The sequence below is a fragment of the Rufibacter roseolus genome (assembly GCF_017916365.1).
GTDB lineage: Bacteria > Bacteroidota > Bacteroidia > Cytophagales > Hymenobacteraceae > Nibribacter > Nibribacter roseolus.
In genome coordinates this window covers 759,148-784,192 of record NZ_JAFMSU010000003.1, presented here as the reverse complement: position 1 = coordinate 784,192, position 25,045 = coordinate 759,148, and the positions used below count along the sequence as shown (strand labels likewise).

Annotated in this window: 22 protein-coding genes and 1 riboswitch; of the genes, 12 read left to right on the top strand and 10 right to left on the bottom strand. The window is 53.1% G+C overall.

Annotation, left to right across the window (positions count from 1 at the left end):
* Positions 1-244: 244 nt before the first annotated feature.
* Positions 245-2,236 (bottom strand): type I pullulanase, encoded by a 1,992-nt coding sequence (pulA, locus tag J3P35_RS19090; protein WP_210466350.1) that lies wholly within the window; start codon positions 2,234-2,236, stop codon positions 245-247.
* A 121-nt stretch (positions 2,237-2,357) separates the two neighbouring features.
* Positions 2,358-3,533 carry an MFS transporter gene (locus tag J3P35_RS19085; RefSeq protein WP_246850363.1) on the bottom strand — a complete coding sequence of 392 codons (1,176 nt, stop codon included), beginning with the start codon at positions 3,531-3,533 and terminating at the stop codon, positions 2,358-2,360.
* 163 nt (positions 3,534-3,696) lie between these two features.
* On the opposite strand from J3P35_RS19085, the gene J3P35_RS19080 reads away from it, so the two are divergent.
* Complete coding sequence (locus tag J3P35_RS19080) at positions 3,697-4,152, top strand: hypothetical protein (protein ID WP_210466349.1); 456 nt, start codon at positions 3,697-3,699, stop codon at positions 4,150-4,152.
* Positions 4,153-4,432: 280 nt separating this feature from the next.
* Here J3P35_RS19080 and J3P35_RS19075 read toward each other — a convergent pair whose 3' ends face one another.
* Both J3P35_RS19075 and J3P35_RS19070 read right to left on the bottom strand, forming a co-directional pair.
* Positions 4,433-5,017, bottom strand: coding sequence for a thioredoxin family protein (locus tag J3P35_RS19075; protein WP_210466348.1), 585 nt, complete (start codon positions 5,015-5,017; stop codon positions 4,433-4,435).
* An 89-nt stretch (positions 5,018-5,106) separates the two neighbouring features.
* Positions 5,107-6,486 carry a dicarboxylate/amino acid:cation symporter gene (locus tag J3P35_RS19070; protein WP_210466347.1) on the bottom strand — a complete coding sequence of 460 codons (1,380 nt, stop codon included), beginning with the start codon at positions 6,484-6,486 and terminating at the stop codon, positions 5,107-5,109.
* Positions 6,487-6,727: 241 nt separating this feature from the next.
* On the opposite strand from J3P35_RS19070, the gene J3P35_RS19065 reads away from it, so the two are divergent.
* Entirely contained in the window at positions 6,728-7,726 is a 999-nt protein-coding gene (locus tag J3P35_RS19065) for an enolase C-terminal domain-like protein (protein WP_210466346.1), read from the top strand.
* Between the two features lie 101 nt (positions 7,727-7,827).
* Here the strand turns inward: J3P35_RS19065 and J3P35_RS19060 are convergent, their stop codons facing one another.
* On the bottom strand, positions 7,828-8,409 hold the full coding sequence (locus J3P35_RS19060) for a DUF6799 domain-containing protein (RefSeq protein ID WP_210466345.1): 582 nt from the start codon (positions 8,407-8,409) through the stop codon (positions 7,828-7,830).
* A gap of 68 nt (positions 8,410-8,477) precedes the next feature.
* Positions 8,478-9,122, bottom strand: coding sequence for a DedA family protein (locus J3P35_RS19055; protein WP_210466344.1), 645 nt, complete (start codon positions 9,120-9,122; stop codon positions 8,478-8,480).
* Between the two features lie 152 nt (positions 9,123-9,274).
* On the opposite strand from J3P35_RS19055, the gene J3P35_RS19050 reads away from it, so the two are divergent.
* A complete protein-coding gene (locus J3P35_RS19050; RefSeq protein ID WP_210466343.1) occupies positions 9,275-9,724 on the top strand; it encodes a MarR family winged helix-turn-helix transcriptional regulator in 450 nt (149 codons plus the stop codon).
* A gap of 60 nt (positions 9,725-9,784) precedes the next feature.
* Positions 9,785-10,459, top strand: coding sequence for a YceI family protein (locus J3P35_RS19045; protein ID WP_210466342.1), 675 nt, complete (start codon positions 9,785-9,787; stop codon positions 10,457-10,459).
* A gap of 297 nt (positions 10,460-10,756) precedes the next feature.
* Here J3P35_RS19045 and J3P35_RS19040 read toward each other — a convergent pair whose 3' ends face one another.
* Positions 10,757-10,978: a hypothetical protein gene (locus J3P35_RS19040; RefSeq protein WP_149092422.1), complete on the bottom strand. Its 222-nt coding sequence runs from the start codon at positions 10,976-10,978 to the stop codon at positions 10,757-10,759.
* Positions 10,979-11,139: 161 nt separating this feature from the next.
* Positions 11,140-11,237, top strand: a riboswitch (TPP riboswitch).
* Positions 11,238-11,298: 61 nt separating this feature from the next.
* Here J3P35_RS19040 and J3P35_RS19035 point away from each other — a divergent pair.
* The 5 genes from J3P35_RS19035 to ruvB all read left to right on the top strand — a co-directional run bounded on the left by J3P35_RS19035 (position 11,299) and on the right by ruvB (position 17,959).
* Positions 11,299-13,734, top strand: coding sequence for a TonB-dependent receptor (locus J3P35_RS19035; protein WP_210466341.1), 2,436 nt, complete (start codon positions 11,299-11,301; stop codon positions 13,732-13,734).
* A 180-nt stretch (positions 13,735-13,914) separates the two neighbouring features.
* Positions 13,915-14,778 (top strand): transglutaminase family protein, encoded by an 864-nt coding sequence (locus J3P35_RS19030; RefSeq protein ID WP_210466340.1) that lies wholly within the window; start codon positions 13,915-13,917, stop codon positions 14,776-14,778.
* 153 nt (positions 14,779-14,931) lie between these two features.
* Complete coding sequence (locus J3P35_RS19025; RefSeq protein WP_210466339.1) at positions 14,932-16,110, top strand: acyl-CoA dehydrogenase family protein; 1,179 nt, start codon at positions 14,932-14,934, stop codon at positions 16,108-16,110.
* Between the two features lie 19 nt (positions 16,111-16,129).
* Entirely contained in the window at positions 16,130-16,627 is a 498-nt protein-coding gene (locus J3P35_RS19020; RefSeq protein ID WP_210466338.1) for a hypothetical protein, read from the top strand.
* Positions 16,628-16,915: 288 nt separating this feature from the next.
* Positions 16,916-17,959, top strand: coding sequence for a Holliday junction branch migration DNA helicase RuvB (ruvB, locus tag J3P35_RS19015; RefSeq protein WP_210466337.1), 1,044 nt, complete (start codon positions 16,916-16,918; stop codon positions 17,957-17,959).
* A gap of 154 nt (positions 17,960-18,113) precedes the next feature.
* Here ruvB and J3P35_RS19010 read toward each other — a convergent pair whose 3' ends face one another.
* Positions 18,114-18,542: a RidA family protein gene (locus tag J3P35_RS19010; protein ID WP_210466336.1), complete on the bottom strand. Its 429-nt coding sequence runs from the start codon at positions 18,540-18,542 to the stop codon at positions 18,114-18,116.
* A gap of 269 nt (positions 18,543-18,811) precedes the next feature.
* On the opposite strand from J3P35_RS19010, the gene queG reads away from it, so the two are divergent.
* Complete coding sequence (gene queG, locus J3P35_RS19005; protein WP_210466335.1) at positions 18,812-19,786, top strand: tRNA epoxyqueuosine(34) reductase QueG; 975 nt, start codon at positions 18,812-18,814, stop codon at positions 19,784-19,786.
* A gap of 343 nt (positions 19,787-20,129) precedes the next feature.
* Here queG and J3P35_RS19000 read toward each other — a convergent pair whose 3' ends face one another.
* Together J3P35_RS19000 and J3P35_RS18995 are read right to left on the bottom strand one after the other, a co-directional pair.
* Positions 20,130-20,978, bottom strand: coding sequence for a ferritin-like domain-containing protein (locus tag J3P35_RS19000; RefSeq protein WP_210466334.1), 849 nt, complete (start codon positions 20,976-20,978; stop codon positions 20,130-20,132).
* Positions 20,979-20,991: 13 nt separating this feature from the next.
* Positions 20,992-21,747: a ferritin-like domain-containing protein gene (locus tag J3P35_RS18995; RefSeq protein ID WP_210466333.1), complete on the bottom strand. Its 756-nt coding sequence runs from the start codon at positions 21,745-21,747 to the stop codon at positions 20,992-20,994.
* Between the two features lie 277 nt (positions 21,748-22,024).
* Between J3P35_RS18995 and J3P35_RS18990 the strand changes: the two genes are divergently transcribed.
* Together J3P35_RS18990 and aroC are read left to right on the top strand one after the other, a co-directional pair.
* Positions 22,025-23,458 carry a BatD family protein gene (locus J3P35_RS18990; RefSeq protein WP_210466332.1) on the top strand — a complete coding sequence of 478 codons (1,434 nt, stop codon included), beginning with the start codon at positions 22,025-22,027 and terminating at the stop codon, positions 23,456-23,458.
* Positions 23,455-24,534, top strand: a complete 1,080-nt coding sequence (gene aroC, locus J3P35_RS18985; protein ID WP_210466331.1) for a chorismate synthase — start codon at positions 23,455-23,457, stop codon at positions 24,532-24,534. Before J3P35_RS18990 ends, aroC begins: the two co-directional genes overlap by 4 nt.
* Positions 24,535-25,045: the final 511 nt, after the last annotated feature.

The window sequence follows — 25,045 nt, the reverse complement described above, 5'->3', positions numbered from 1 at the left end:
TTACGAAAGGAACGCCATTTTAAGCCAGTTTCCTATAAATCGGCCTGAAAACGGGATCAGCTCTGACCCTGAAAGCCGGAACTCAAACCGATGGCCTTAGGGAGATTTTGGGAATGGGTCTAACCAGAGGAAACAACTGAGACGGCTCAGGTACTTGTTGGCCTAAAACTATTTCGGGGCTGATTTTTGAAAATCAGCCCCGAAACCGCATAAAGGATATTCTTGATTTAAACCAAGTCGAAAACTACTCCTGGTACAGGATAAGCATAGACACCGGCGGAACGGCTATTTTGTCCTTTACCTTGCGACCGCCCTGCAGCTGGAGGGTTTCGCCCTCGGCGGCTACGGTCCATTCTCCGTTCAGGCGGATGTCGGCGGCAGTTTCGCGGCCATTGTAATAGACCAGGATGTTCTTCCAGGAATCACCGTGCGCGTGGTCTTTAAGTTGGTAACCTACCAAACCCGGGAAAGTGGTTTTGAACTCCAGGTGCTTGTTCACCATCTGGGCAGAGGGCATCCAGAAGGCCGGGTGCGCCTTGCGCAGGGCAATGAGGTTTTTGTAGTAGGTGAAGACATCCTGATGGGCGGTTTTCCAGTCCCAGTTGATTTGGTTCACGGCATCGGGGAGGTTGTAGCTGTTGTGCTCGCCGTTTTTAGTGCGCATCAGTTCCACGCCCGCGTGCAGAAAAGCCGTTCCCTGGCTAGTGAGCACAATGGCATTGGAGAGCAGGTGCATTCTTTTGAGCTGATCCGCGGAGGCTTTAGGATTAGAGGCTTTCAGCTTGTCAAACAGGGTCAGGTTATCGTGGCAAGACACGTAGGAAACTGCCTGCCAAGGTTCACGGGCCCAAGGTGCTTTTGAGTAATTTACCTTCTTGATCTCCACCTGCGGATGCGCGATGCTGCCCACCACGCCAAACTTGATGGATTCCTCGGTGTTAGGTGCGCCGCTCACAAAGCCTTTAGATTTTTCATCGAAGACCGATCCTTTGATGGCATCCCGGATGTCATCTGAGAAGGCGGCAGTGTGCTGCAGGAGGTGCGTATTGGCTTTAAGAGCCTTGGCATTGTCGGGCAGGGGGCTTTGGCCGGCGGTCCAGCCCTCGCCGTAGATAATGATGTTGGGGTTGATCTTCTTCAGCTCGGCGGTAAGTTGGTTCATGGTCTCCAGGTCATGGATGGCCATGAGATCGAACCGGAAACCGTCCAGGTGGTATTCCCGGGCCCAGTACTTACAGGACTCTATGATGTATTTGCGCACCATAGCCCGCTCGCTGGCAGTCTCGTTTCCGCAGGCCGAGGCGTCTGAGTATTTGCCCTCGGGGGTCTGGCGGTAATAATAATCTGGGAACTCCAGGTTGAAGTTGGAGCCTTTAGTGAGGCCCGTATGGTTATAAACCACGTCCAGCACCACGCCCAACCCTTGGTCATGGAAACCCTTTACCATCTGCTTGAATTCCTTGATACGGACCTCGGCGTGGAAAGGGTCAGTAGAGTAGGAGCCCTCAGGCACGTTGTAGTTCTGCGGATCATAACCCCAGTTGAACTGCGGTTTGCTTAAGGCAGATTCATCAATGGAGCGGTGGTCAAAGGAGGGCAGCAGGTGAATGTGCGTTACCCCCAAATCCTTCATGTGGTCAATGCCGGTAGCCTGTCCTGCTTTGTTTTTGGTGCCGGGCTCTACCAGGCCCAGGAACTTACCCACATTCTTACTGCCCGAGGAAGAGTGCGTGGTGATGTCGCGCACGTGGGCTTCCCATAGAACCACTTCATTAGGCGTTTTCACGGTAGGTCCTTTGTCCTGCGCCCAACCGGCGGGGTTAGTTGAGGCTAAATCAAGCACCATGGCCCGTTGGCCGTTCACACCCACTGCCGTGGCGTAGATGCCGGGTGTCTCGTCCAGCCAGTGGCCGCCGGTTTTCACGTGGAAGGTATAGTACACACCCTTCAGGTCCCGCTTCACGGTGAGTGACCACAGGCCTTTCTCGCCTTTCACCATAGACAGTTTTTCCCGCGCCGAGCCGCCGTTGCCCTGGTTAAAGAGTTTCACCACCACTTCTTCCGCCACCGGAGACCAAAGCTTGAAGGTAGTAGCCTTCGGGGAATACGTCGTCCAGAGGTCCGCCTCTACAGGGGTAGGGTACTGGTCAAACTTATGGGACTGGGCCCAAACGCCGGAAGAACTCATCAGGTACAGGAAGATTAGGAGTGCTGAAAAAGACTTACGTCGTTTCATTGATTTAGGTGAAAAGCGGTGGAATTTGAGGTAAAATTAACAAAGCGGCCTTAAATCACCCCACCTGTAGCGTGATTTAAGGCCGCTTTGTTAAAATCAGAGGTAAAACGGAGCTGCGCGCCTACTCCGCCTTGACGCGGCGCGAAAGCAATGCCACGCTCACGCCCATGAGCGCGATAATGGCAAAGGACAGGCGCAGACTGCTCAGGCCCGCCAGCATGCCAATAAGGGGAGGACCCACCAAAAATCCGGCAAAGCCGATGGTAGACACCGCCGCCAGGGCCATGCTGGGCGCCATGGTTTTGCTTTTACCGGCCACGCCGTACACCAGCGGCACCACCGCCGATACCCCGGCTCCCACCAGCAGAAAACCAATGATAGCCGTGACCATATGCGGAAAAATCACCGAGATGGCCAGCCCAACCGCCGTAAGCGTGCCGCTGAGCTGTAGCACTTTTTTCAGGCCCAGTTTGGTGGTGAGCCAATCGGCGATGAAGCGGGTAAAGGCCATGGTGCTCATGAAAGCGGTATAGCCGGCAGCAATCCAGGCTTTCTGGGCCCCCACCACTTTCTGGAAATACACGCCGCTCCAGTCAAACATGGCGCCTTCGCAGATAAGGGAGCAGAACGCAATCAAGCCCAAACCCATGAGCGACTTGTCTGGCATGACAAATAGCGGCTGATCTGCGGGGGCGGGGGCATCTTTGGGCCAGAGGTACTGGTAGGCAATGGCCAAACCCGCAATGATCACCGCCATGATGATAAAGAAATGCTGCAGCGGCTCCACATCGGCACCGATCATGAGCGTACCAATGGCCGCGCCCACAAAACCGGCCAGGCTCCACAAACCGTGGAAAGAAGCCATGATGGATTTATTGTAAAGGCTTTCCACACCCACGGCCTGCGTATTCACCGAGATATTGGCCATGTTGCTCCCAAAGCCAAAGAGGAACAGCACCAACGTAAGATGCAGCACGCTCTGGCTCATGCCAATGAGCACCAGGGTGGAACTGTATAAAAGCAGGGCAATGGTGACCACCTTGCGGCTACCTATTTTAGACGTCAGCCAGCCCGTGAACGGCAAAGACAGCATGAGCCCTACCGGCAGCGCGAAGAGCACGGCGCCTAACTCAGCCTCGGAGAGATGCAGTTTTTGCTGGATGGAAGGTATGCGGGAACCCCAGCTGGAAAAGCACAGGCCCAGCATGAAAAACAGGGTGCCAACGGCTATTCTATGGGTTTTTCTGGAGAGGGGGAGAGAAGCGGAAGTAAGCATGAGCGAATAAAATTCGGGCAAAAATACATCTTTCTACGGGAAGGAACTAAACAAGGGCGGTTTCTGTACATGGCTATAACCATGGTTTCGCCTGTAAACCAAGCACTAGTGGCCTGTGCGCACCAGCCCGGCAGAAGGCGATTAATCCCGCAAAACAACTCCTACCTGTCTTTTTATACATTTAATGTACAAACCGCTATCAGAGGAAAAAACCTCTACGCGCCTGGAAGAAATGCTCTCTTCTACCGGAAAAATTTTCCTGCAGATTGATCTTCAGCCCCAAGGACCATGGATCTATAACAACTGGATTGGGTACCCCACCCATGACAACGTGGCCAAAGGGGCCTTCAAATATTTAGACTGGATGCAGGCCAAAGGCTGCTCCGCCGTACTAAACGATAACCGGAACCTGGTAGGCCGTTGGGATGGGTCAATGGATTGGCTGGAGCAGAACTGGATTCCTTATGCCGTAAAATCCGGCCTGAAATACTGGGCCCACCTGGATAACCTCAGCACTTTCTCGGCGCAGTCTGCAGATCAGCTGCAGGCCCGCATCAAAGGCAAATTTGAAGTAAAACTCTTTGAAGACCGTGCCGCCGCCGAGGCCTGGCTTACCCAATGCCTGAAAAAGAGCCGATAAGGCACCGTTAAGCTTAATTTTCGCTTATCTGGGAACCCAGGTACTGACCTGGTGCGGAGAGGCAGAATTTCCATTTTAAGGTCCTTTTAAAAAATCATGCTTAAAAAGACAAGGCATTCACCAGGCTTTTGCGCTCCATTTCATTAAATGGCCATAAAACAGGCTGAATAAAAAGAGAATCCGGATTCCTTCTGATGTGCTCAGGAAGAATCCGGATTCTCTTTTTTTGATGGTATTGCAGGTGTTTCAGGGCTTTTTGGCTTAAACAGGCCTGAAACGCTTATTTGCCCGTGCCTTTAATGATGGTGAGCATGTTCATTTCAAGGGTAGGGTAGGCGGTCTCCACAATGCGACCCAGTTCTTTGCCCTCGCGGTACAGAATAAAAGTGGGCACGGCCGTGATATTGTCCAGTTTCTCCTCACCATTGGGGCCGGTTTTGTCTTCGCGCAGGCTTATCAGGTGCAGGCGGGAATGCGGGAAATGGGCTTGATCCAGTAGCTTGTAGAAGCGGGGCACATCGCGCTGGCTGTCCTCACACCAGCTGCCCATATAGGCTTTCACGGTGATGTTCTCCAGCAAAGGCGCCAGTTCTTCCATGATCTTCTGGTTGGGCGTATAGCGCTGGTAGGCCGGGTGGAACCAGGTGCTGTAAGGCGCATTCTCAAAAGCAGCGCGGTCCACGGCCCCAATAAGGATGTTCTCGTTGCCAGCTTTGTTTTTCTCCTCCCGGTTCTTGTTCGCGTCCAGGCCCGTTTGCCCGGCGGCAGAGTACCCAGACTGTTCAACGGAAGAATTAGCGGCAGGGCGGGAGCAAGCAACAACCCCCAGGGCCAGGAAAGGAACAAAACACAAACGGAAATGCATCTGCAAAGTATTTTAAAGAAGTTAAGACACGGGGATGATGGAGAAACGAATTTTCCTCCGCAAAAGATATCCTCTGGCCAGATTCTGTTTTAGACAGTCTCCAGCGCTCTTGGTGCCTCCAGGTCCACGAACTCACCTTCCCAGCGGGCGATGACAGCGGTGGCCAGACAGTTCCCGATCACGTTTACCGAGGTCCGGGCCATGTCCATGAGTTCGTCAATGCCCAGGATGATGAAGATAGGCTCTACCGGCAGGTTGAAAGACGCTGCTGTACCCAAAAGAATCACCAAAGAGGCACGCGGCACCCCAGCAATCCCTTTACTCGTCAACATCAGGGTGAAAACCATCAACAACTGCTGCTCCCAAGGCATCTCAATACCGGCGGCCTGCGCCACGAAGATAGACGCCAGTGACAGGTACAGGGTAGAACCGTCCAGGTTGAAGCTGTAGCCCATGGGCATCACAAACGCCACAATCTTGCGCGGTACGCCAATAGATTCCATTGCTTCCATGGCGCGCGGCAGAGCGGCCTCAGAACTGGTGGTAGCGAAGGCAATGGACACCGGCTCAGCGATGGCCTGCACAAACATTTTCACCGGAATTCTAAAGATCAACGCTACAGGCAGTAATACTAAAAGCAGGAACGCGATGAGCGCCACGTACAGCGTAGCCAGCAGTTTGAAGAGGTTCACCAGAATCCCGAAGCCCATGTGGCCCACGGTGTAGGCGATGGCAGCACCCACCGCAATAGGCGCGAAGAACATGATGATGTTGGTGAACTTGAACATGGTCTCCGCGAGGCTCTCGGTTACTTCCAGCAACGGGCGGCGCTTACGCTCATTCAGCATAGCCAGAGCAATCCCGAAGAGCACGCTGAACACCACAATCTGCAATACCTGCCCCTCGGCCACCGATTTGGCGATGTTCTCCGGGAAGATGTGCAGAATGATGTCTTGCCAGGTCTGGGCGGGCGGCGCGGTGATCTCGCTGCTGGTCTGGCCTTTTAGCTGGATACCATCGCCGGCGCGGCTCAGGTTAATAGCGGCCAACCCAATGAAAAGGGCAATGGTGGTCACAATCTCAAAGTAGACCAGGGCCTTCACGCCCATCTTGCCCACCTGTTTCAGGTTAGAGTGACCGGCAATGCCCACCACCAGCGTAGCGAAAATGAGCGGCGCGATGATGGTTTTCACCATCTTCAGGAAAATCTTGCTTAAAACATTCAGGCCCTGTGCGAAATCAGGGAAAGAGTAGCCTATCTCAGCGCCTACCACCATGCTCACCAGAATCCAGGTAGTGAGGGATTTCTTCTGGCGGGCAAACAGCAGGAGCACTGCAATACCCACCCAGCGGATACCGGTCAGGGCTACTTCGGGGAGAGAGAGAAGGCCGTAGTTCTGGCACAACGTGAGCACAACAGCCACCGTGAGAATCACAAAAGCCGAGATGGCGAGCGTGGATTTTTTCATAAATGAATTAAGCTCCCTTCCTTCAGGAAAAAGGAAGAGCGGAGGTTTTGGTTTAGTTTGTTCGCCGGCTCAAAAGAGGCGGCTAAGGTCTTGGAACCTACAAATATACTTTTTTCTTCCGGTTCCTAAAGAGGCAAGGCGTTCTGGGGCCGTTTTTGAAAGATGCGGGCAAAAGCACGAATTTTATTGGCCTTTGCGTCTTTTTTACTACACTTGAGGCTTGCAACCCCTACTATTTACTATGCTACTTTGGAATTTGGAGGCTCGGGACCTCACCTTGCGCTATACCTGGAAAATCTCCCGCAATGCCTCAGATGTGAAAACTAATCTGTTTGTGACCGTTGGTGACGAGAGATTTCAGGGAAGGGGAGAAGCCGCCCCCAACACCCGCTACGGCGAAACTCCCGCACTGCTGCAGGAGCAGTTTCAGACCCTGCAGGCCAACGGCCTGTCCCACGTAGGTTCAGTGGAAGAACTGCAGCACCTCATGAGCCTGCACCCAGTGCTGCCGGCGCTCAGGTTTGCCATAGAATCAGCTTTTATTCACTACCTCTGCCGGAAAAACGGTCAGACGGTGACTGAGTTTTTAGGCGTACAACCCGTGGCCTCAGCCCCTACGGCGTATTCCTACCCCATTATGGATCCCGGTAAGATCGCGGACTTCACCAAAGAGCACGGCCTGCACCGGTTTGAGTACCTCAAAGTGAAAGTAAACCAGGAAAGTGGCCTTGACATGCTTTCTGAGGTGACCAAAGCCACAAACCAAGGCCTGATCATTGACGCCAACGAGGCCTGGCAGGACCCAGATTCCCTTATGCGCTTCTTTGAGGGGCTGAAAAGATACCCCGTGCTCATGATTGAGCAGCCAATGCCTTCAGACCTGCAGGACGAGTACCTGTACCTGAAGAAACGCTCGCCCTATGACCTCTTCGCTGATGAATCCGTCACCGACCACGCCGACTGGGAACTGCTGCAGCAACAGTTCCATGGGGTGAACATGAAACTCATGAAAGCCGGCGGTTACCTCAACGGACTGGCTATTCTGCAAAAGACCAGAAGCCTGGGCCTGAAAACCATGATAGGGTGCATGATGGAAACGTCCATGGCCATCTGGTCGGCGCTGCAACTGGCCCACGGCGTGCACCTGCTGGATCTGGACGGCATGCTGGTGGTGAAAGATGAGCCATTCAAACTGGTAAAAGAAGAAGCCGGCCGCCTGTACCCCGTGGAACAGCCATAATTCTGAAAAATTGATTTAAGGCTGATTTCTGGAAAACGCCATATAAACAAAACGCCTCCCAGATCATTGGGAGGCGTTCTGTTTTTACGTGAGAGAAGCGGCTACTTCTTTTTCTTTTCTTCGGTGGCCAGTTGGCCTTGGAGTTTGGCTAAGTCGGCGTCCAGTTTCTTCAGCTCAGTTTGGCTGGGCTTGTTCTGGACGGTTTTCTGCAGGAGCTCGCCCTTTTGCTGTAACACCCGCTGTTTTTCCTGTAGAAGCCTGAGGCGGTCGTTCATCTGTTGGGCCTGCAGCAGCTGTTTGCCTATGCCGGTGGTATCGCCGGTGATGGTGGTGCTCCTGTGCGTGATCACGGTGGTACGGTGTATGTTGCCTTTGAGGTCTACATGGTCACCTTCATTCAACTGGATGGCCTCTCCACCCGATGCCGTCAGGGCGCCGTTGGGTTGCAGGGTGGCACCGTTGGTGAAAGTCCGGGCCTTGGTCAAGGGGGTGAATTGCTGGCCGTTTATTTCCATCATCTTGCCGTTGCGCATGATAATGCCTTGCCGCAAAGGGGCAACGCTGGTAGTGGTGGTGCGGCCGCGCTCACTTTTTCCAATAGAGGCATTCTGGGCCTGAACCATTTCCGGGGCAAGGGTAATGCCCAGAAAAAGGCCACCGGCTAAAAGGTAACGTTGGATCATAGAGGTCAATAGTGGTTTTGAGTATTTATACGATGATTTCTCTAAAACAGCCCGAAAACGGGGCTAGCTTAGGCATTGGCGCTTTTCCGGCGCTCCTGCCAGTACTGGAAGATACCTGGAAGGATAGACAGCAGGATAATGACCGGAATAGCGTAGTGCAGATAGTCTTTCAGCTGCGGAAACTGCTGGCCCAGGTAATAACTGGCCAATACCAGGGAGCAGATCCAGAGGGCGGTGCCCAAGCTGCTCAGGAGCAGGAACCTGCCCATTTCCATGCCGGTAACCCCAGCCAGCAGTGGGTTGAAGGTGCGCACCACCGGCACAAACTTGCCTAGCACAATGGCCATTTTGCCTTTATCACGGTAGAACTTCTCAGCGCGCTCCAGGTTCTTGCGCTTGAAATACCAGGTGTCCTGCTTCCGGTAGAGTTTTTTGCCCATGCGGCGGCCTATGGTAAAGCCCAGCAAATCGCCGGCAATGCCTGCCGCGGTCATGCTGACCAGCAGTACGGCCAGCGGCACGGTGAGCACATCGGCGCCCGCCAATAATCCGGTGGCCAGCAAAAGGGAATCGCCCCCGGGAATGACCAGCCCAATGAGCAGCCCGGTTTCCAGGAACACGATGGCCAGTATAAGGGTGAGGCCGCCGTACCGGATCATGTTCTCGGGGCTGGAGAACAGATCTGCCCAGGAAACCAAAAAAATGTCTGCCATGCGGTTAATAGAGATAGATTCACGGGAAATACGCACGATGGATGCCGGATGTTGGTAGTATCTTTGCGCCCGCCGCAGAAAAAGCCCCGCTAAGTTGCTGATTTTGCGGTAGGAACATATATTTGAGTATCGCCTGAAGACTGGAGGTTAAGATGAAAATAGAAGAAGAAATAAAGCAGAGTGTTTTCAAGGACGTTTACCAGAAAGCGTACATCAACGTGGTGTACACTTCTAACTGGTTGGAGCAAAGGCAGTCGGCTATGTTCAAGTCTTACGGGGTCACGCTGCCGCAGTACAATGTGCTGCGCATCCTGCGGGGGCAGTTTCCCAAGCCGGCCACGGTGAACCTGCTCATAGATCGCATGCTGGACAAAACCTCCAACGCCTCGCGCATTGTAGACAAACTGGAAGCCAAGGAACTGGTTACCCGTGAGCAGTGCCCCACTGACCGCCGCACCGTGGACATCCTCATCACCCAGAAAGGACTGGATCTGCTCACCGAGATGGATGGCCTGGGCAACGCGGGTTTCACCGGCCTTAACAACCTGACTGAGGAAGAAGCCGAGGTTTTAAATAATCTCCTGGATAAAGTCAGAAGCTGAAATTTTTATACCTTATACCCTTAAAAGCATTTTCTACTAAACCACTTACCAGTTATCTCCATGAAAAAAGTTTTACTCTCTGTTATGGTAGCGGCCGCTGTAGGGGTTTCTGCCTTTAAAATGGTGGCACCAGGCACGCCTGGCAAGGCAAAACCCGCTGCAACCGTGGTGGCGCCCGCCGTTCAGAACTACAAAGTAGTCCCCGCTGAAAGCAAAATCACCTGGGTTGGCCGCAAGGTAACCGGCGAGCACACCGGCAACATCACGCTGGCCAGCGGTACCATTCTCCTGGAGAAAGCGAACCTGCGCGGCGGAACCTTCATCATGGACATGACCTCCATCACCAATACTGACCTGCAGGGCGGCTCAAACAAAAGACTCGTAGACCACCTTAAGTCTGATGATTTCTTCTCAGTGGAGAAAAACCCTACGGCCAAGTTCGCCATCACCAACCTGACACCTAAGCAGAATGCCAAAGGCGATGCTGCCAACTACACCATCACCGGCGATCTTACCATCAAAGGCATCACAAACCAGATCTCCTTCCCGGCGCTGGTAACCGTGAAAAAAGGCGTGGCCACCGCTAAAGCCAACCTCAAATTTGACCGTACCAAGTGGGATATCAAATTCCGCTCCGGCAACTTCTTTGAGAACCTGGGCGACAAAGCCATCATGGATGATGTGGAACTGAACATTGAGCTGGTAGCCAGACAAGAGGCAGTAGCCAAGAAATAAGCAGACCAAAACATACTAAAAGCGGCTAGGATCTTCCTGTAAGGTCCTAGCCGCTTTTTTGTGCCCTTTTTTTCAAAATATGCTTGAACCTGAAGAATGGCAGCACTGCCCAAAAGCAAGTATCCCGAAAATCGGTTTTCCGGTTAATAGTTGATGTTTCCCCTCCTGGGAGGGTCAGAGGTGGGTTCCCTCTTTGAGCCCATTTCAATAAAATCAACCCGAAAACGAAAACCCGGAAGCTTAGCCTTCAGGGCCATGCTTCCGGGTTTTGGTAATTGGGGCAAAAAACTGGTTATGTCAAAGGGTGTTCTTTACCAAAGACCGGTTATAGTCAGGTTCCCAGTCATTGATGGGCAGGCAGATGCCTGGTGGGAGGTCCAGATCGGGTAAACCATCATTGATTGGTTCGCCCCCGTCATCATCGTTGTCATCTTGCGGCGGTACGCTCATTCTTTTACGTGGGGCCAGCGCCAAAAAGGCAATCAGGGCAAACATGGCCAAAGAGTATACGATCATCATAAAATCCGATGAGTTAAAAGTCTCACATCACATCCACAGCCTAGTAGGCGACTCTTTTTTGTTCAACGTATGGGGGCCTTGCTATGTTGACCGCATCGGCAAAAAAATATTTGAAGTTATGCCGGTCCTAATTGGTTTTCCAGGAAGGCGGGCGTAGCTTTGCCTCAGTTTAGGGGTGCCTTAATATAACGGGCTGAGATCATACCCATTGAACCTGATCCGGGTAATGCCGGCGAAGGGAAAAACAAGGGAACAAAACAGAGTGGGAGCACCGGCCCCTGGTGGCTCCTGGTTGTTTTATCTATTTTTTCAATTTTCACATGAAAAAAGCTTTAGCCCTGCTCTTGGGCTGCCTGCTGCCTTGGTTTGCCATGGCACAGAACACTTTGTCTGGCCGCGTAGTAGATGCTGCCACCCAGGCTCCGCTTACCGGTAGCACCGTCACATTGGGTACCGGCAACCGCGCCACCCTCACAGATGCCTCCGGCCGATTCAACTTCTCCAACCTGCCCGCCGGCGATTACAACCTGCAGATCAGCTACCTGGGCTACGCCAGTGCCACCCAGGCAGTCACCGTACCCGCGTCCCAGCCGCTGGACTTCAGCCTTACCCGCACCAGCGTGGCTACCAAAGAAGTACTGGTGACTGCCACCCGCGCCAATGAGAAAACCGGAACCACCTACACCAACGTGGGCAAACAGGAACTAGAGAGCCGCAATTTTGGGCAGGATCTGCCTTATCTGCTGGAAAACACGCCTTCGCTGGTGACCAACTCAGATGCCGGCGCCGGCGTGGGCTACACCAGCATGCGCATCAGGGGCTCAGACATCACCCGCATCAACGTGACGGTGAACGGTATTCCGGTGAATGATGCCGAAAGCCACGGCGTTTTCTTCGTGAACATGCCAGATTTCGCCTCTTCTCTGCAGGATGTGCAGATTCAGCGCGGCGTGGGTACCTCGTCTAACGGACCGGGAGCCTTCGGCGCCAGCCTGAACCTTCAGACCCAGGATGCCAGCCCCGAAGCCTACGCCCGCACCGACAACGCCTATGGTTCTTACAACACCTGGAAAAACAACGTGCAGTTTGGAACCGGCCTGCTGGGCGGCAAATTCGCCGTGGACGGGCGCTTATCAAGAATCACCTCAGATGGCTACATTGACCGGGCTTCCTCTAACCTGAAGTCCTTCTACCTGTCTGGGGGCTACTATGGAGCCAAGGACTTGCTTAAACTGGTGGTGTTTGGCGGCCATGAAGTCACCTACCAGGCCTGGAACGGGGTAGACGAGGAGACCCTGAAAACTGACCGCACCTTCAACTCCGCCGGTACCGATTACGGCAGCACCGATATCCCGTATGACAACGAGGTAGACGACTACCAGCAGTACCATTACCAACTACACTACGCCCACGAGTTCAGCCGGGCCCTTACCCTGAACGCTGCCCTGCACTATACCCGTGGCTTCGGGTTCTATGAGCAGTTCAAGGTGAACGAACGCCTCACCAACTACAACATTCCGCCGGTGACGGCAGGTGGAGTAGCTATCACTCGCACCGACCTAGTAAGCCGCAAATGGTTGGACAACGATTTCTACGGCAGCACTTTCTCCTTGCAGTACAACGGGCAGGGCAAACTCTCGGCGGTGCTGGGCGGAGGTTGGAACCGCTATACCGGAGACCACTTCGGGGAAGTGATCTGGGCGCAGTACGCTTCCACCATCCGGCCACGCCACCGCTACTATGAGGGCGATGCCCAGAAAACTGATTTCAACGTGTATGGCAAGGCCACGCTCCAAGCCACCGAGAAACTCAGCCTCTTCGGGGATCTGCAGCTCCGCAGAGTAGATTACAAGGTGAACGGCATTGATGATGACCAGCGCGACGTCACCACCCGTGCCGATTACCGGTTCTTCAACCCCAAAGCGGGCATCACTTACGCCTTTTCAGACCAGAACAGCCTGTATGCCTCGGTAGCGGTAGGTCACCGTGAGCCCACCCGCTCAGACTTTGTGGACCGTCCGGCCAACGATAGAGCCAAGGCAGAGCGCATGATCGACTACGAGGCCGGTTACCGCCTGAACTACCCCCTGGGAGAGCTGAACGGCCTGCCGCTGCGCTTTACCACCGATCTTACCTACTTCTACATGGACTATAAAGACCAGTTGGTGCTGACCGGTCAGGTGAACAACGTAGGAACGGCGCTCAGAACGAACATTCCGGAAAGCTATCGCACCGGTGCAGAGTTGGCCGCCGGCGTGGGTCTGGGTGATTTGGCCCGTCTGTCTACCAACTTCTCCCTGAGCCGCAACCGCATCAAGCAGTTCACCGAGACCCTGCCCATTGACTACAACCCCGAGGATGTGGTGGTAAATCAGTATGACGAGACCACCATCGCCTACTCGCCCAGTTTTGTGACTTCCACCCAGCTGGAGGTGCAGCCTTTGACTGGCCTTCGGTTCGCATTTCAGTTCAAGACCGTGAGTGAGCAGTTCCTGGACAACACCGCCAGCCAGAACCGCCGCATCCGTCCTTACGAAGTAGGCGATGCCCGCGTGTTCTACCGTTTCAGACCGGTGAACTGGATGAAAGAAGTGGAACTGGGCCTATTGGTGAACAACGTCTTCAACGAAGAGTATGAAGCCAATGGCTACACCTTCACCGAGCTGTACGCCGGAGACACCAACCGTTATGACTATAACTACTATTTCCCGCAGGCACCCCGCAACTTCATGGCCCAGATCAGCCTGCGCTTCTAAGCCCTTTTCATAAAAATCGACCTAAAATTGAAATTGGTCTAAGTTAGGTTTTCACCTTTACCTGAAACAAAAATCGCCGGAGTTGCACATCAGATGCAACTTCGGCGATTTTTTTTGGGTCCATGCCCTACAAACGGTCACTCATCAAACCCATAACTAAACCCCAATACCTCAATATCTATGAAAAAGCTTTTCCCATTACTACTTCTTGCGGCACTCTTCTGTGTTGTTTCTCAGGCTGCGGCGCAGCGCAGAACGGACGCTGACTGGCTGCAACTGATTAAGAAAGACTACCGGCAGTTTGCCCGGGAATTCACCGCCGATTCACCCACCGATTTTGCCAAGACCCAGAAAGTGGTGCATTGGCTGGTGCAGCATTTTGAGTGGGAAGCCACTGATTACCAGAAACGCACGGTGGAACAGATCATCGCCCGGGGCGGAGGGAACTGCGCTGAATTAGCCTCCATCACTAAAGCCATGCTGAAAGAACTGCAGGTGCAGCAGCGCACGGTACAGGAAATCAACCTCCACAAGGAAAGTGAGCAACGGCAGGAGAATGCCCGGCAGTTGGTGAAGGAAAAAGGAAACAAAGGATCAGTCTTCGGTCGGCAGCACAATGACCATGTCTGGTTGGAAGTGTACGATGTCGCCACCAAACAGTGGCAACCGGTAGATCCCTCGCTGGGCCTTGTGGGGCTGCAGGATTGGCTCAAGAGCCGCGTCCTTTTTGAGGAACGGCAGCTGCTGGACCCCACCGGCCATGACATGATTGTGCCCATGGCCATCTTTGTGTTGGGCCCTGGCGGAGAGCTGCTGGAAGACCGTACCCAGCACTACCTGGTGCAGGCCTTCAATCAATACTACGGCCAGCGGCTGCAAACTTTACCGGACTGGGCAGCCTGGCAATCTAGCCTTGCTACCCTGGGCCCGAAGTGCTACCAGGCGTTTACCGGGAAGACCAACTTGCACCAGTACGGTCAGGAGATTGCCCAATTAGGGCAAGTCTATCAAAAGCTGAAAGTCAGCTATAACTCCGCGAAGTAGGTGGCCGGGGTTTGTTTCTGCCCTGATTTCCTGAAAAGAGCCCTAAAACGAAGAGCCAAACCAGCGGCGTGAAAGGTTTTGCTAACAAGTGTTGGCAGAGGTGCGGTTTCTTGCTAAGTTTGGAAACAGACATCGAAGTTAACCCCAAAAACTATGGCTTCAGACAACTCCGGCGCCCCAGACTATTTCAACGTAGACGACCTGCTCACCGATGAGCACAAGCTTATCCGGCAGACCATGCGCGACTTCGTGAAGCGCGAAATCTCCCCCAACATTGAGAAATGGGCGCAGGACGCGCACTTCCCGTCTGAGATTGTGCCCAAGTTCGGTGAGATAGGAGCCTTCGGGCCAACCATCCCCACGGAGTACGGCGGCGGCGGGCTGGACTACATCAGTTACGGCATCATCATGCAGGAGATTGAGCGTGGCGACTCCGGAATGCGGTCCACGGCCTCGGTGCAGGGTTCTTTAGTCATGTACCCCATCTACGCCTACGGTTCTGAGGAGCAGCGCCGGAAATACCTGCCCAAGCTGGCCTCCGGTGAGTGGCTGGGCTGTTTCGGGTTAACAGAGCCAGATTTTGGGTCTAACCCGGGCGGTATGGTCACCAACATCAAAGACATGGGCGACCATTACCTGCTCAACGGCGCCAAGCTCTGGATTTCCAACTCCCCCGAGAGTCAGGTTGCCGTGGTGTGGGCCAAAAACGAGCAGGGCCGCATCAAAGGCCTCATTGTGGAGCGCGGCATGGAAGGTTTCACCACCCCCGAGATCCACAACAAATGGAGTCTGCGTGCCTCTACCACCGGTGAGCTGGTGTTTGATAACGTGAAAGTGCCCAAAGAGAATCTGCTGCCCAACATAGACGGTCTCAAAGGTCCGCTGGGCTGTCTGGACTCTGCCCGCTACGGTATCTCTTGGGGTGCCATCGGAGCCGCCATTGACTGCTATGAAAGCGCCTTGAACTATGCTAAGCAGCGCATCCAGTTTGATAAACCCATCGCCTCTTTCCAACTCATACAGAAGAAACTGGCCGAGATGGTGACGGAGATCACCAAAGCCCAACTCATGGTGTGGCGCCTGGGCGTACTCAAAAACGAAGGTAAAGCTACCACCCAACAGATTTCCATGGCCAAGCGCAACAGCGTAGACATGGCCCTGCACGTAGCCCGCGAGGCGCGCCAGATACATGGTGGTATGGGCATCACCGGCGAGTACCCCATCATGCGCCACATGATGAACCTTGAAAGCGTGATCACCTACGAGGGTACCCATGACATCCACCTGCTAATTACTGGCGCAGACATCACCGGTATTCAGGCTTTCAAATAGGCTTTAGTAGAGAGAAAAAATGGAAGAAAGTCAGAAAGACGCCTACTTTGGATTTGAGGATTTAGTAGATACCAAAAGCTTAGAAGAAGTAAAAGGCAGAAGGCGGGATGTGTTGCCCTGGTGGATGAAGATCTTTACTTGGATTTTCCTGTTATCTGGATTTCTGATCCCCATTGGATTAGTACTGGGCTTATTGGGATATAGTTTTTCGGTCTCTCTATACGGTTTTGGGCCCACTGATCCGTTTTCACTTCTAGGTCTCTCCCTGATGATCTTGTATTTGTTTAAAGGTGTTTCTGCTTACGGCTTATGGACGGAGAAGCATTGGGCTATTAGGCTAGGAATGGTTGATGCAAGTATCGGCTTAGCGGCCAGTATTGCAGCTATGTTTGTGCTTCCATTAGTGGATAGATCAGAGGGACTTATTCTTAACTTTAAACTAAATCCGCTCTTATTGGGTCTATATCTGTGGAAGCTCCAAAAAATAAAGCCCTATTGGGAAGCAGACCTCAGATAGGTTGAGGAGCAAAGCCATGCTAATGTGTTGGTTTCATCTATTAACAAACCAGCATTAAAAATCTTAGAGAAGGTAGTTGCGGGAACGTGGCTGCCTTTTCTGTTTTTAGTCTAAATATGAGAAAGTAAGGAAGAAACGTTTTTGCTAAAATAATTAGATTAGTTGATTGGGCTTGGTAAAAATAGTAGCAAAAAGATGGCTTTTTACACCAACAATGGAGCGTTTTTAGGCAGATAGCTGTTATCTTTACATCTGAATCTTTGCTTAGACTGCTAAGAGATTTTACACATGAGAGAAGACTATTTAAGCGGCTCTGCCGATAACTTTTCGCCCGCCGAGAAGGAGTTTGACAAGGCCCTCCGGCCTCTGGATTTCAGCGACTTTACCGGCCAGGCCAAGGTGGTGGAGAACCTGAAAGTATTTGTGGGGGCTGCCATCATGCGGGGCGAGGCACTAGACCACGTGCTGCTGCACGGACCTCCCGGCCTGGGTAAAACCACGCTGTCGCACATCATCGCCAACTCCCTGGGTTCCAATATCAAGATCACGTCTGGTCCGGTGCTGGATAAGCCTAGTGACCTGGCAGGCTTGCTCACGAATCTGGAGCGCAACGATGTGCTGTTCATTGACGAGATTCACCGCCTTAACCCCATTGTGGAGGAGTACCTGTACTCAGCCATGGAGGACTATAAGATAGATATCATGCTGGACTCGGGTCCTAATGCCCGTTCCGTGCAGATTTCTTTGAATCCGTTTACCTTGATTGGCGCTACCACGCGTTCTGGTCTTTTGACGTCGCCGTTGCGGGCCCGTTTCGGGATCAACTCTCGCCTGGAGTACTATGACTCTAAGCTGTTGACTTCTATTGTGCAGCGCTCTGCTGAGATCCTGGGTTCGCCTATCTATGAGGATGCTGCCTTTGAGATTGCCCGCCGTAGCCGGGGTACACCGCGTATCGCTAACAACCTGCTGCGCCGTACCCGCGATTTTGCCCAGATCAAGGGAGATGGTACCATTACGGTGGAGATTGCACAGTTTGCCCTGAACGCCCTGGACGTGGACCACAATGGTCTGGACGAGATGGACAAACGTATCCTGAGCACCATCATTGACAAGTTCAAAGGTGGTCCGGTGGGTCTTTCCACTATTGCCACGGCCTGCGGCGAAGAAGCCGAGACCATTGAAGAAGTGTACGAGCCATTCCTGATCCAGGAAGGTTACATCAAGCGCACCAGCCGGGGCCGCGAAGCCACCGAGGCCGCGTACCGTCACCTGGGCAAAATTCCGCCTAACCACGTACGCAGCGGTACCTTGTTTGACAACGCTGAGTAGCCGTTATTAGGCTATTTAGGTGATAACAGGCTAGAAACGGAAGACACTACTCGTAGGAGCTGCGCTCACTATGAGGTAATAGTACTTGAAAATGTATGTGCAAACCTCACAGGTTTTAAAAACCTGTGAGGTTTTTTGTTTCTCCTGCCTGTCTCTATTCTGTTTTCTTGATCTCGGCAATCAACTCCACTTCCAAGACCACATTGGGCTCCAGCAAGCGAACTACCTGTACCCAGGTGGCGGCTGGGGTGTGGGTGCCGTAGTAATTCTTCCGGACCAGGTGGTGCTTAGAGGTTTCCTCCATGTTGGTGGTGTAGAGGTTCTCTTTGACCACATGGGTAAAATCGAGGTTATACTGCTTCAGAGTGGCTTGCAGGGTGCGGTACACCTGATCAATGGCTTTGTCCATGGGGCCGCTTGCCACGGTGCCGGAGATATACAGGAGATTGCCGCTGCGGTAGGCTTGGGCGTAATTCCATTCCTGGTTAGGACGGTACAGTTTTGGCGTAGCCCCGGTTTGTTCCTGGGCTTGTGACGTGTACGCCAGCAAAATAAGAAGGAGGGTAAAGATTGATTTGGTCATAGTGCAGGCAAAAGGTTTTCATACTGACAGCCGAAACCAAAAACATCCCTACTCGCCTGTTTAGGAAGGGGCCATCTGCTAGGGAGGAAAGCCACTTGGAAGGAAACCTCAGGGTTTATCCTCCGCAACGGAGTGGAAGGATTTGTCTGCCAACCAGGAGGTGTTTTGCGCCTATTTTCCCAGAAACGCACCCTTAACGCAGAAAAACGATGTAAGTGAAATTCTTTTCCCCCAATTTTGTTCTGTCCTAACAGCTTACCCCAACACCCATGTTCAATCTTGCCCCAAAGCATACCCTACTCATCAAGCAGAAAGCCCAGGAACTGGGTTTTATGTACTGTGGTGTGTCTAAGGCTGATTTTTTGGAGGAGGAGGCGCCCCGGCTGGAGAATTGGCTCAACCAGAACATGCACGGCCAGATGCACTACATGGCCAACCATTTTGAAAAGCGTCTGGACCCGCGCTTATTGGTGGAGGGTGCCAAATCGGTGGTGAGCCTCCTGCTGAATTATTACCCTGAGGAAACCCAGTCTCAGGAAACATTCCAGATTTCCAAGTACGCCTACGGCCAGGATTACCACTTCGTGATCAAAGACAAGCTTAAAACGCTGTTCAATTACATTCAGGAGGAGATTGGCGAGGTGGGCGGACGCGTGTTTGTGGACTCTGCGCCGGTTATGGACAAGGTCTGGGCGAAGAAGAGCGGGCTGGGCTGGGTAGGCAAGAACAGCAACCTCATCCGGCCAGGGGTGGGCAGTTTCTTTTTCATCGCGGAGCTCATCCTGGACCTGGAACTGGAACCTGATGGGCCCATCAAAGACTATTGCGGTACCTGTACCAAATGCATGGATGCATGCCCCACAGATGCTATCTCACAGCCGTACGTAGTAGACGGCAGCAAGTGCATCTCTTATTTCACCATTGAGCTGAAAGACCAGATTCCGCAGGAAGTGGAGGGGAAATTTGGGAATTGGGTATTTGGCTGCGACATCTGCCAGGATGTCTGCCCCTGGAACCGTTTCAGCAAAGCGCACCGTGAGCCGGCCTTCGCGCCCCATCCAGAGTTGCTCCACCTTTCCAAAACCGATTGGCTGGAGCTAACCCAGGAGGTGTTTAAGGATGTTTTCAGAAAATCGGCGGTGAAACGGACAGGGTTTGACGGGCTTACCCGCAACCTGCACTTTGTGGCCACTGAGCCCGCGCCTTTCCTAGGCAGTGAGGACGTTGCCGAAGACCTTATCTAAAATAGTGTTATAAGTGCCTGAGAAGTGATTGTAGCACCAATCGCGCAAGGTTTCCAACTCTTTGTGCATTAGCATCCGCATACTTTTCCGCAGTTCTTTTTCAAACAAACTGGAGTCAAAGCTTACTTTGTCTAAAATCAATTTCACGTACTCTAACATGTCTTTAAGTAAGATGTAATTTAATTTATGATGGATTAGGTATTATGCAGACGCAAATATGCATCTTTTAATTCCATATATTAAAAGTTTTTGTGGAAATATTTATACTGATTTAGGTTCGTATTTATACAAAAACTGGCCGAACTTGTACAAGCCCGGCCTGTTTTTGTATAATTTAAATAAATTAAGCAATAAAAGGCATTACAATTGCATTCACCTGGGCCACAGTCAATGGCTCATCAAAGGCCTCTGAAGCAGCATTGGCATCAATCGTGATCCCGCCGAAGGTACCGGTGATGTTCACGGTGGCCTGGGTAGTGTTTTCCTCACCGTCATAGATTCCCTGGAACTCGGCCGGAAGTCCGCCTCTGTCCTTCATGGTAATCCATGGTTTGAGGCCAGCCACGCCATTGGTCATGTCGCGGCGCATACGGCGCAGGTGCGCGGCATGTCTCGCCTCTACCGAGTGGATCTGCAGGGCAGCCTGCAAAACGGTGTCGTTGCTCATAAGGGCCGGAGCGGCTCCTTTGTAGGCTCTTACCCCGGTGTCTTCAAAGGCCTGGGCTACTGCCAGCATGGTTGGATAGCTGGTGAAGGTGGCATTACCCAACAAGCCATTGGCGGTCCAGTCAAAGCTGGCATCGGTGTAGGTGGTGGGGGCAGCGCCGCCCATGCCTGAGATAGCGGCCCGCAAGAAGTCTACGTGCGCTTTTTCATGGTCGCGGATGACCCCGAAAGCGGTTTTCCCGGCGGCACTTGGGAAAATGTCTGTGGCAGCGGCTCTAAGGTAGAAGTGGTATTCCAGGTTTTCCAGCAACAGCGCAAACTCAAGTACCTCTCTCACCGATGGGTTGGCGGCTGTCTGTCCGTAGGCTTTGTTCAGCATAGATCCGAAGGCGATAGGAATAGCGGCAGCAGCCAGTTTCTTCCCGAACCCACCGAAGTGTTTGAAGACTTCGCGGCGCGGATCAATGCGGTCAAATATTTCCGGATCTACTTTCTCTACCTCTTTTAGTATATTGAAGATATTCATGGCTTTCTGATGATTAGGTGGTTGGTAAACTGCTTGCGTTAATGGTTTCCTTGATGAAAGGCTGGGCGGCGGCCAATACCTGGGCTGGCGTAAGGGCTACATCCAGGCCGTTGGCGTCTACAATGTTGCCTGCGGTAATGCCGGCGGCGCCGCTGGCGAAGGTGCCGTTCTCAATCATGTCTCTGATCTCGGCGGCGTGTCTGGCTTCCACGGAAACAATTTTACCGGCAATGCTCAGGAATGCCGAGTTGGTAAGCAGTTTGCCCGCGCCATTGTAAGCGGCTACCCCCAAGTCTTCAAACGTTTTGGCGGTTGCCAGAATAGAGGCACGGCTGGCCAAAGCACTGGAAGGAAGGTTAGGAGTCAGACTTGGGATGATTTGACTGGCGGCATTGGCGGTGATGGCGGCTTTGAAGAACTCGCGGTGCGCTACCTCGTGGTTACGGATGTCAGTGAGCACCTGTCTTTCTGTGGCGCTGGTGAACAGGGTGGAGAAGTTCGGCAACGCTACCACCGCGGTATAGAACGCCGCCTCCAATTGCTCCAGGGCATAGGCGTAGTTCAGGATACCCACATCGCCGGAGCCCAAGTTTACGGTACCAGACATGTTGGTGTTGGTCATGTCATCATCGTCATCGCAGCCTGCCAATAAAAGTGCCGATGCCGCTACGCCTGCCCCAGTGTACTGAAGGAAAGAACGTCTGTTAAGAGGGTTTTTCAATCCCTGCAGGATGCCCTGCTCTGGAACTGAATTTGTGTTTTTTGCCATAGTTTTAAATAATTGAAGATGAAATAATTTCAATAGCCTAAGGCTTACCCATCCTTAGGCCATGCCCTGGCCCGGCTCCTTTCACCGGCGGAATTTGCGAGACCTACGAGGAGAGTTGTAGCCCCGGATTTCATGCCCAAGAAAAAATTTGAGAATTGAGGTATTTCTTTTAGCAGGTTTCTGAACTATGCGCCAGATAGATAGGGAGGCTGAGCGGTTATTCGTACTTTTGTAAAAATTAAAAGACGGCTTTTTAGGGCCGTTTTAAAGAAAACAGATGAAAAAGGCGGTTATCTTCTTTCTATGGTTTATGGCCTGGGCTGCCTGGTGCAGCGCGCAGGGCCATACCGTAGAATTTGGCCCTACCGCTATCCCCATTGACCAATATTTCACTATTTCTTTAAAGTCGCCTGGCGTACGGCCGGCCAAAGTTGAAGGATTCCCAGAGATTGAAGGCTTGCAAAAAAGCACCCAGAAATCCTTTACCACCACCATAACCAGAGGCACCAAGACCTCTATGGTCTACACGCTTACCCAGCAATATGCCCCGCTCAAGGAAGGAGAGGTCACCGTGAAGCCCTTCACGCTGGTGGTAGACGGTAAAAACGTGCCGGTACCGGGTGTTAAGGTGAAGGTGGGACCATCGGCGCCTGCGGGTCCGGTTCCGAAAGATAGTTCGGCCGCTCCTGTACCTATCAGCGCGGCTGCGCCCGAGTTTGTAGACGTGAAAGAGAATGCCTTCCTTACCCTGCACGTGCCCAAAGAAAAGGTGTTTGTGGGGGAAGCGGTACCGGTCTCGCTATGGTTCTACGTAGCAGATGCCGACCTGGGCCTGCTGGATTTCTTTGAGTTTGAGTCGCAGATAGGCACCATTGTGCGGCAACTGAAACAGCGGAGCACCCTGGAGGAAGTGGTGCAGCAGGAGGAAATCCTCCCGGAGAAAATCAAGATAGGGGAGAAGCCGTTCACCCGCTACAAACTGTATGAGGCCATCCTGTTTCCCATCACACCGCAGTCGCTCCGCTTTCCGGTGGTGAGCCTGCGCATGATCAAATACAAGATCGCGAAAAATCCCTCGCTGCTCACCCAGAACCGGCTGCCGGAAAACAAAACCTACTCGGCGCAGAGCAAAGAAGTGACCGTACGCGGATTGCCGCCGCACCCGCTACGGGACCAAGTGGCCGTAGGCGTTTTCCGCCTGGAAGAGCAGGTTTCCCGCAAAACCATTTCCCTTAACCAGAACCTGGTGTACCATTTCAACATCAAAGGTGAAGGCAACATCAGGACCCTGCCGGCCCCGCAGAGCATGGGTATCTCCAGCGAGCTGGAAATCTATTCCCCCGAGATACGGCAAAGCCAACAAGTGGTCCAAGGCCGGTTGGTGGGAAACAAGACATTCCGGTATTTCATTGTGGGCCGCCAGGCGGGCGAGTTCCCCTTGAAGGAGTTGTTCCAGTGGGTGTTTTTCAACCCCGTCACCGCCCGTTATGATACACTAAGGCCGGCGCTTACGGTGCAGGTACGGGGTCAGGAAGACCAAAATAGTTTTATCAGGGCGCAAGATGTGGGCGATTTTTACAATATTGCCGCCACAGAAAGCAATGAGCTCATCAGCATAGACCAGTTCAAGGAAGTGCGCCTTTACACCAATGTGGTGTTGGGTCTGCTGCTGGGAGTGGCTTCGTTTATTTTCATACTAAAGAGGAAATGAGTAATACCTACGGATCCATTTTCCGGATCACCACCTTTGGGGAATCGCACGGGACGGCCGTTGGCGTGATTGTGGATGGCTGCCCCGCCGGCTTGCCCATCACCATTGAGGAAATCCAGGCCGCCCTGGACCGCCGTCGCCCGGGACAATCCAAGATCACCACGCCCCGCGACGAGAAAGACCAGGTGCAGATCCTCTCCGGTATCTTCAACGGCCAGACCCAGGGGACGCCCATCGCGCTGGCAGTTTTCAACAAGGACCAGGCGAGCCACGATTACTCCCACATAGAAAACGCTTTCAGGCCCTCGCACGCAGACTACACCTATACCGCCAAGTACGGCTCCCGCGATCACCGCGGCGGCGGCCGGAGCTCTGCTAGGGAAACTTTGGCCCGCGTAGCCGCCGGGGTGCTGGCCCAAAAATTCCTGGCGCAGCAAGGCATCCAGATCACCGCGTATGTCTCACAGGTAGGTCCTGTCCACGCCCCCGCTGATTACACCAAACTTGATCTGAGCCAAGTGGACAGCAATATCGTGCGTTGTCCCCACCCTGAGACGGCCCAAACCATGATCCAGCTCATCGAGGAAACTCGCGACCGACTGGATACAGTAGGCGGTGTGGTCTCCTGCGTGATCACCGGCGTTCCGGCTGGCCTGGGAGAACCGGTGTTTGACAAACTGCACGCCGAGTTAGGCAAGGCCATGCTGAGCATCAACGCCGTGAAAGGCTTTGAGTACGGCAGCGGCTTCGAAGGCGTAAGCATGTACGGCTCCCAGCACAATGATGTCTTCTACACCGATGACGACGGCCAGGTGAAAACCCGCACCAACCATTCTGGCGGTATCCAGGGCGGTATCTCCAACGGACAAGACATCTATTTCAAAGTTGCCTTCAAGCCGGTGGCCACCATTCTACAACCACAGACTACCATTGACCAGAGCGGACAGGAAATCACCCTGCAAGGCAAAGGCCGGCATGACCCCTGCGTGTTGCCCCGCGCCGTGCCCATTGTAGATGCCATGGCAGCGCTGGTGCTCGCCGATTTTGTGTTGCGGCAACGAACGAATAAAGTTTGATATGTTTAAGGCCTGTTTTGTGAAAGACAGGCCTTTTTGTTTTCAAAAGTTTGTTTTTGAGCGTGTTAGCTATCTTCTGGAGCCGCTTCACTGGTTACGTAGTCCGCTTTTGCTGGCGTGGCGCGGCAGTTTGCGTTGGTGCATAAGCTGAATTGTTTCATAGCTGGGCTCCGTGCGCTCACAGCCGCGAGGCCCCGCCTTCCGGCCTCGCGCTGCTGTTTTAGCCTTGGCAGGTTGGCCTGCCTGCGGCACCAGGTCTAAAACAAAGGCGCTCCACCGAAAGGCTGGAAAAGGAAATGAGTTTGCAGGAACGCCCCAGACCTCACAGGTTTTGAAAACCTGTGAGGTCTTCCTTTGTAGAAATGCAATGCCTTGTGTCTTCTGGGCCGGCAATTGGCACAGATAATCGCGGGACCTTCGGACCCTACGAGGTCTTTTGAGCAGACGGTATTGCAGATGAGCAGACGGTATTGCAGACGGGAAAGAGGCTCGCATTCCCGAATTCCTCTAT

Coding starts and splice junctions, on each gene's coding strand:
- J3P35_RS19050 (WP_210466343.1), top strand. CDS start 9,275: ATGAAAATAGAAGAAGAAATAAAGCAGAGTGTTTTCAAGGACGTTTAC.
- ruvB (WP_210466337.1), top strand. CDS start 16,916: ATGAGAGAAGACTATTTAAGCGGCTCTGCCGATAACTTTTCGCCCGCC.
- J3P35_RS19060 (WP_210466345.1), bottom strand. CDS start 8,409: ATGATCCAACGTTACCTTTTAGCCGGTGGCCTTTTTCTGGGCATTACC.
- J3P35_RS19010 (WP_210466336.1), bottom strand. CDS start 18,542: ATGACCAAATCAATCTTTACCCTCCTTCTTATTTTGCTGGCGTACACG.
- J3P35_RS18995 (WP_210466333.1), bottom strand. CDS start 21,747: ATGGCAAAAAACACAAATTCAGTTCCAGAGCAGGGCATCCTGCAGGGA.
- J3P35_RS18990 (WP_210466332.1), top strand. CDS start 22,025: ATGAAAAAGGCGGTTATCTTCTTTCTATGGTTTATGGCCTGGGCTGCC.
- J3P35_RS19075 (WP_210466348.1), bottom strand. CDS start 5,017: ATGCATTTCCGTTTGTGTTTTGTTCCTTTCCTGGCCCTGGGGGTTGTT.
- J3P35_RS19080 (WP_210466349.1), top strand. CDS start 3,697: ATGTACAAACCGCTATCAGAGGAAAAAACCTCTACGCGCCTGGAAGAA.
- J3P35_RS19070 (WP_210466347.1), bottom strand. CDS start 6,486: ATGAAAAAATCCACGCTCGCCATCTCGGCTTTTGTGATTCTCACGGTG.
- J3P35_RS19020 (WP_210466338.1), top strand. CDS start 16,130: ATGGAAGAAAGTCAGAAAGACGCCTACTTTGGATTTGAGGATTTAGTA.
- aroC (WP_210466331.1), top strand. CDS start 23,455: ATGAGTAATACCTACGGATCCATTTTCCGGATCACCACCTTTGGGGAA.
- queG (WP_210466335.1), top strand. CDS start 18,812: ATGTTCAATCTTGCCCCAAAGCATACCCTACTCATCAAGCAGAAAGCC.
- J3P35_RS19055 (WP_210466344.1), bottom strand. CDS start 9,122: ATGGCAGACATTTTTTTGGTTTCCTGGGCAGATCTGTTCTCCAGCCCC.
- J3P35_RS19045 (WP_210466342.1), top strand. CDS start 9,785: ATGAAAAAAGTTTTACTCTCTGTTATGGTAGCGGCCGCTGTAGGGGTT.
- J3P35_RS19025 (WP_210466339.1), top strand. CDS start 14,932: ATGGCTTCAGACAACTCCGGCGCCCCAGACTATTTCAACGTAGACGAC.
- J3P35_RS19040 (WP_149092422.1), bottom strand. CDS start 10,978: ATGATGATCGTATACTCTTTGGCCATGTTTGCCCTGATTGCCTTTTTG.
- pulA (WP_210466350.1), bottom strand. CDS start 2,236: ATGAAACGACGTAAGTCTTTTTCAGCACTCCTAATCTTCCTGTACCTG.
- J3P35_RS19065 (WP_210466346.1), top strand. CDS start 6,728: ATGCTACTTTGGAATTTGGAGGCTCGGGACCTCACCTTGCGCTATACC.
- J3P35_RS19000 (WP_210466334.1), bottom strand. CDS start 20,978: ATGAATATCTTCAATATACTAAAAGAGGTAGAGAAAGTAGATCCGGAA.
- J3P35_RS19030 (WP_210466340.1), top strand. CDS start 13,915: ATGAAAAAGCTTTTCCCATTACTACTTCTTGCGGCACTCTTCTGTGTT.
- J3P35_RS19035 (WP_210466341.1), top strand. CDS start 11,299: ATGAAAAAAGCTTTAGCCCTGCTCTTGGGCTGCCTGCTGCCTTGGTTT.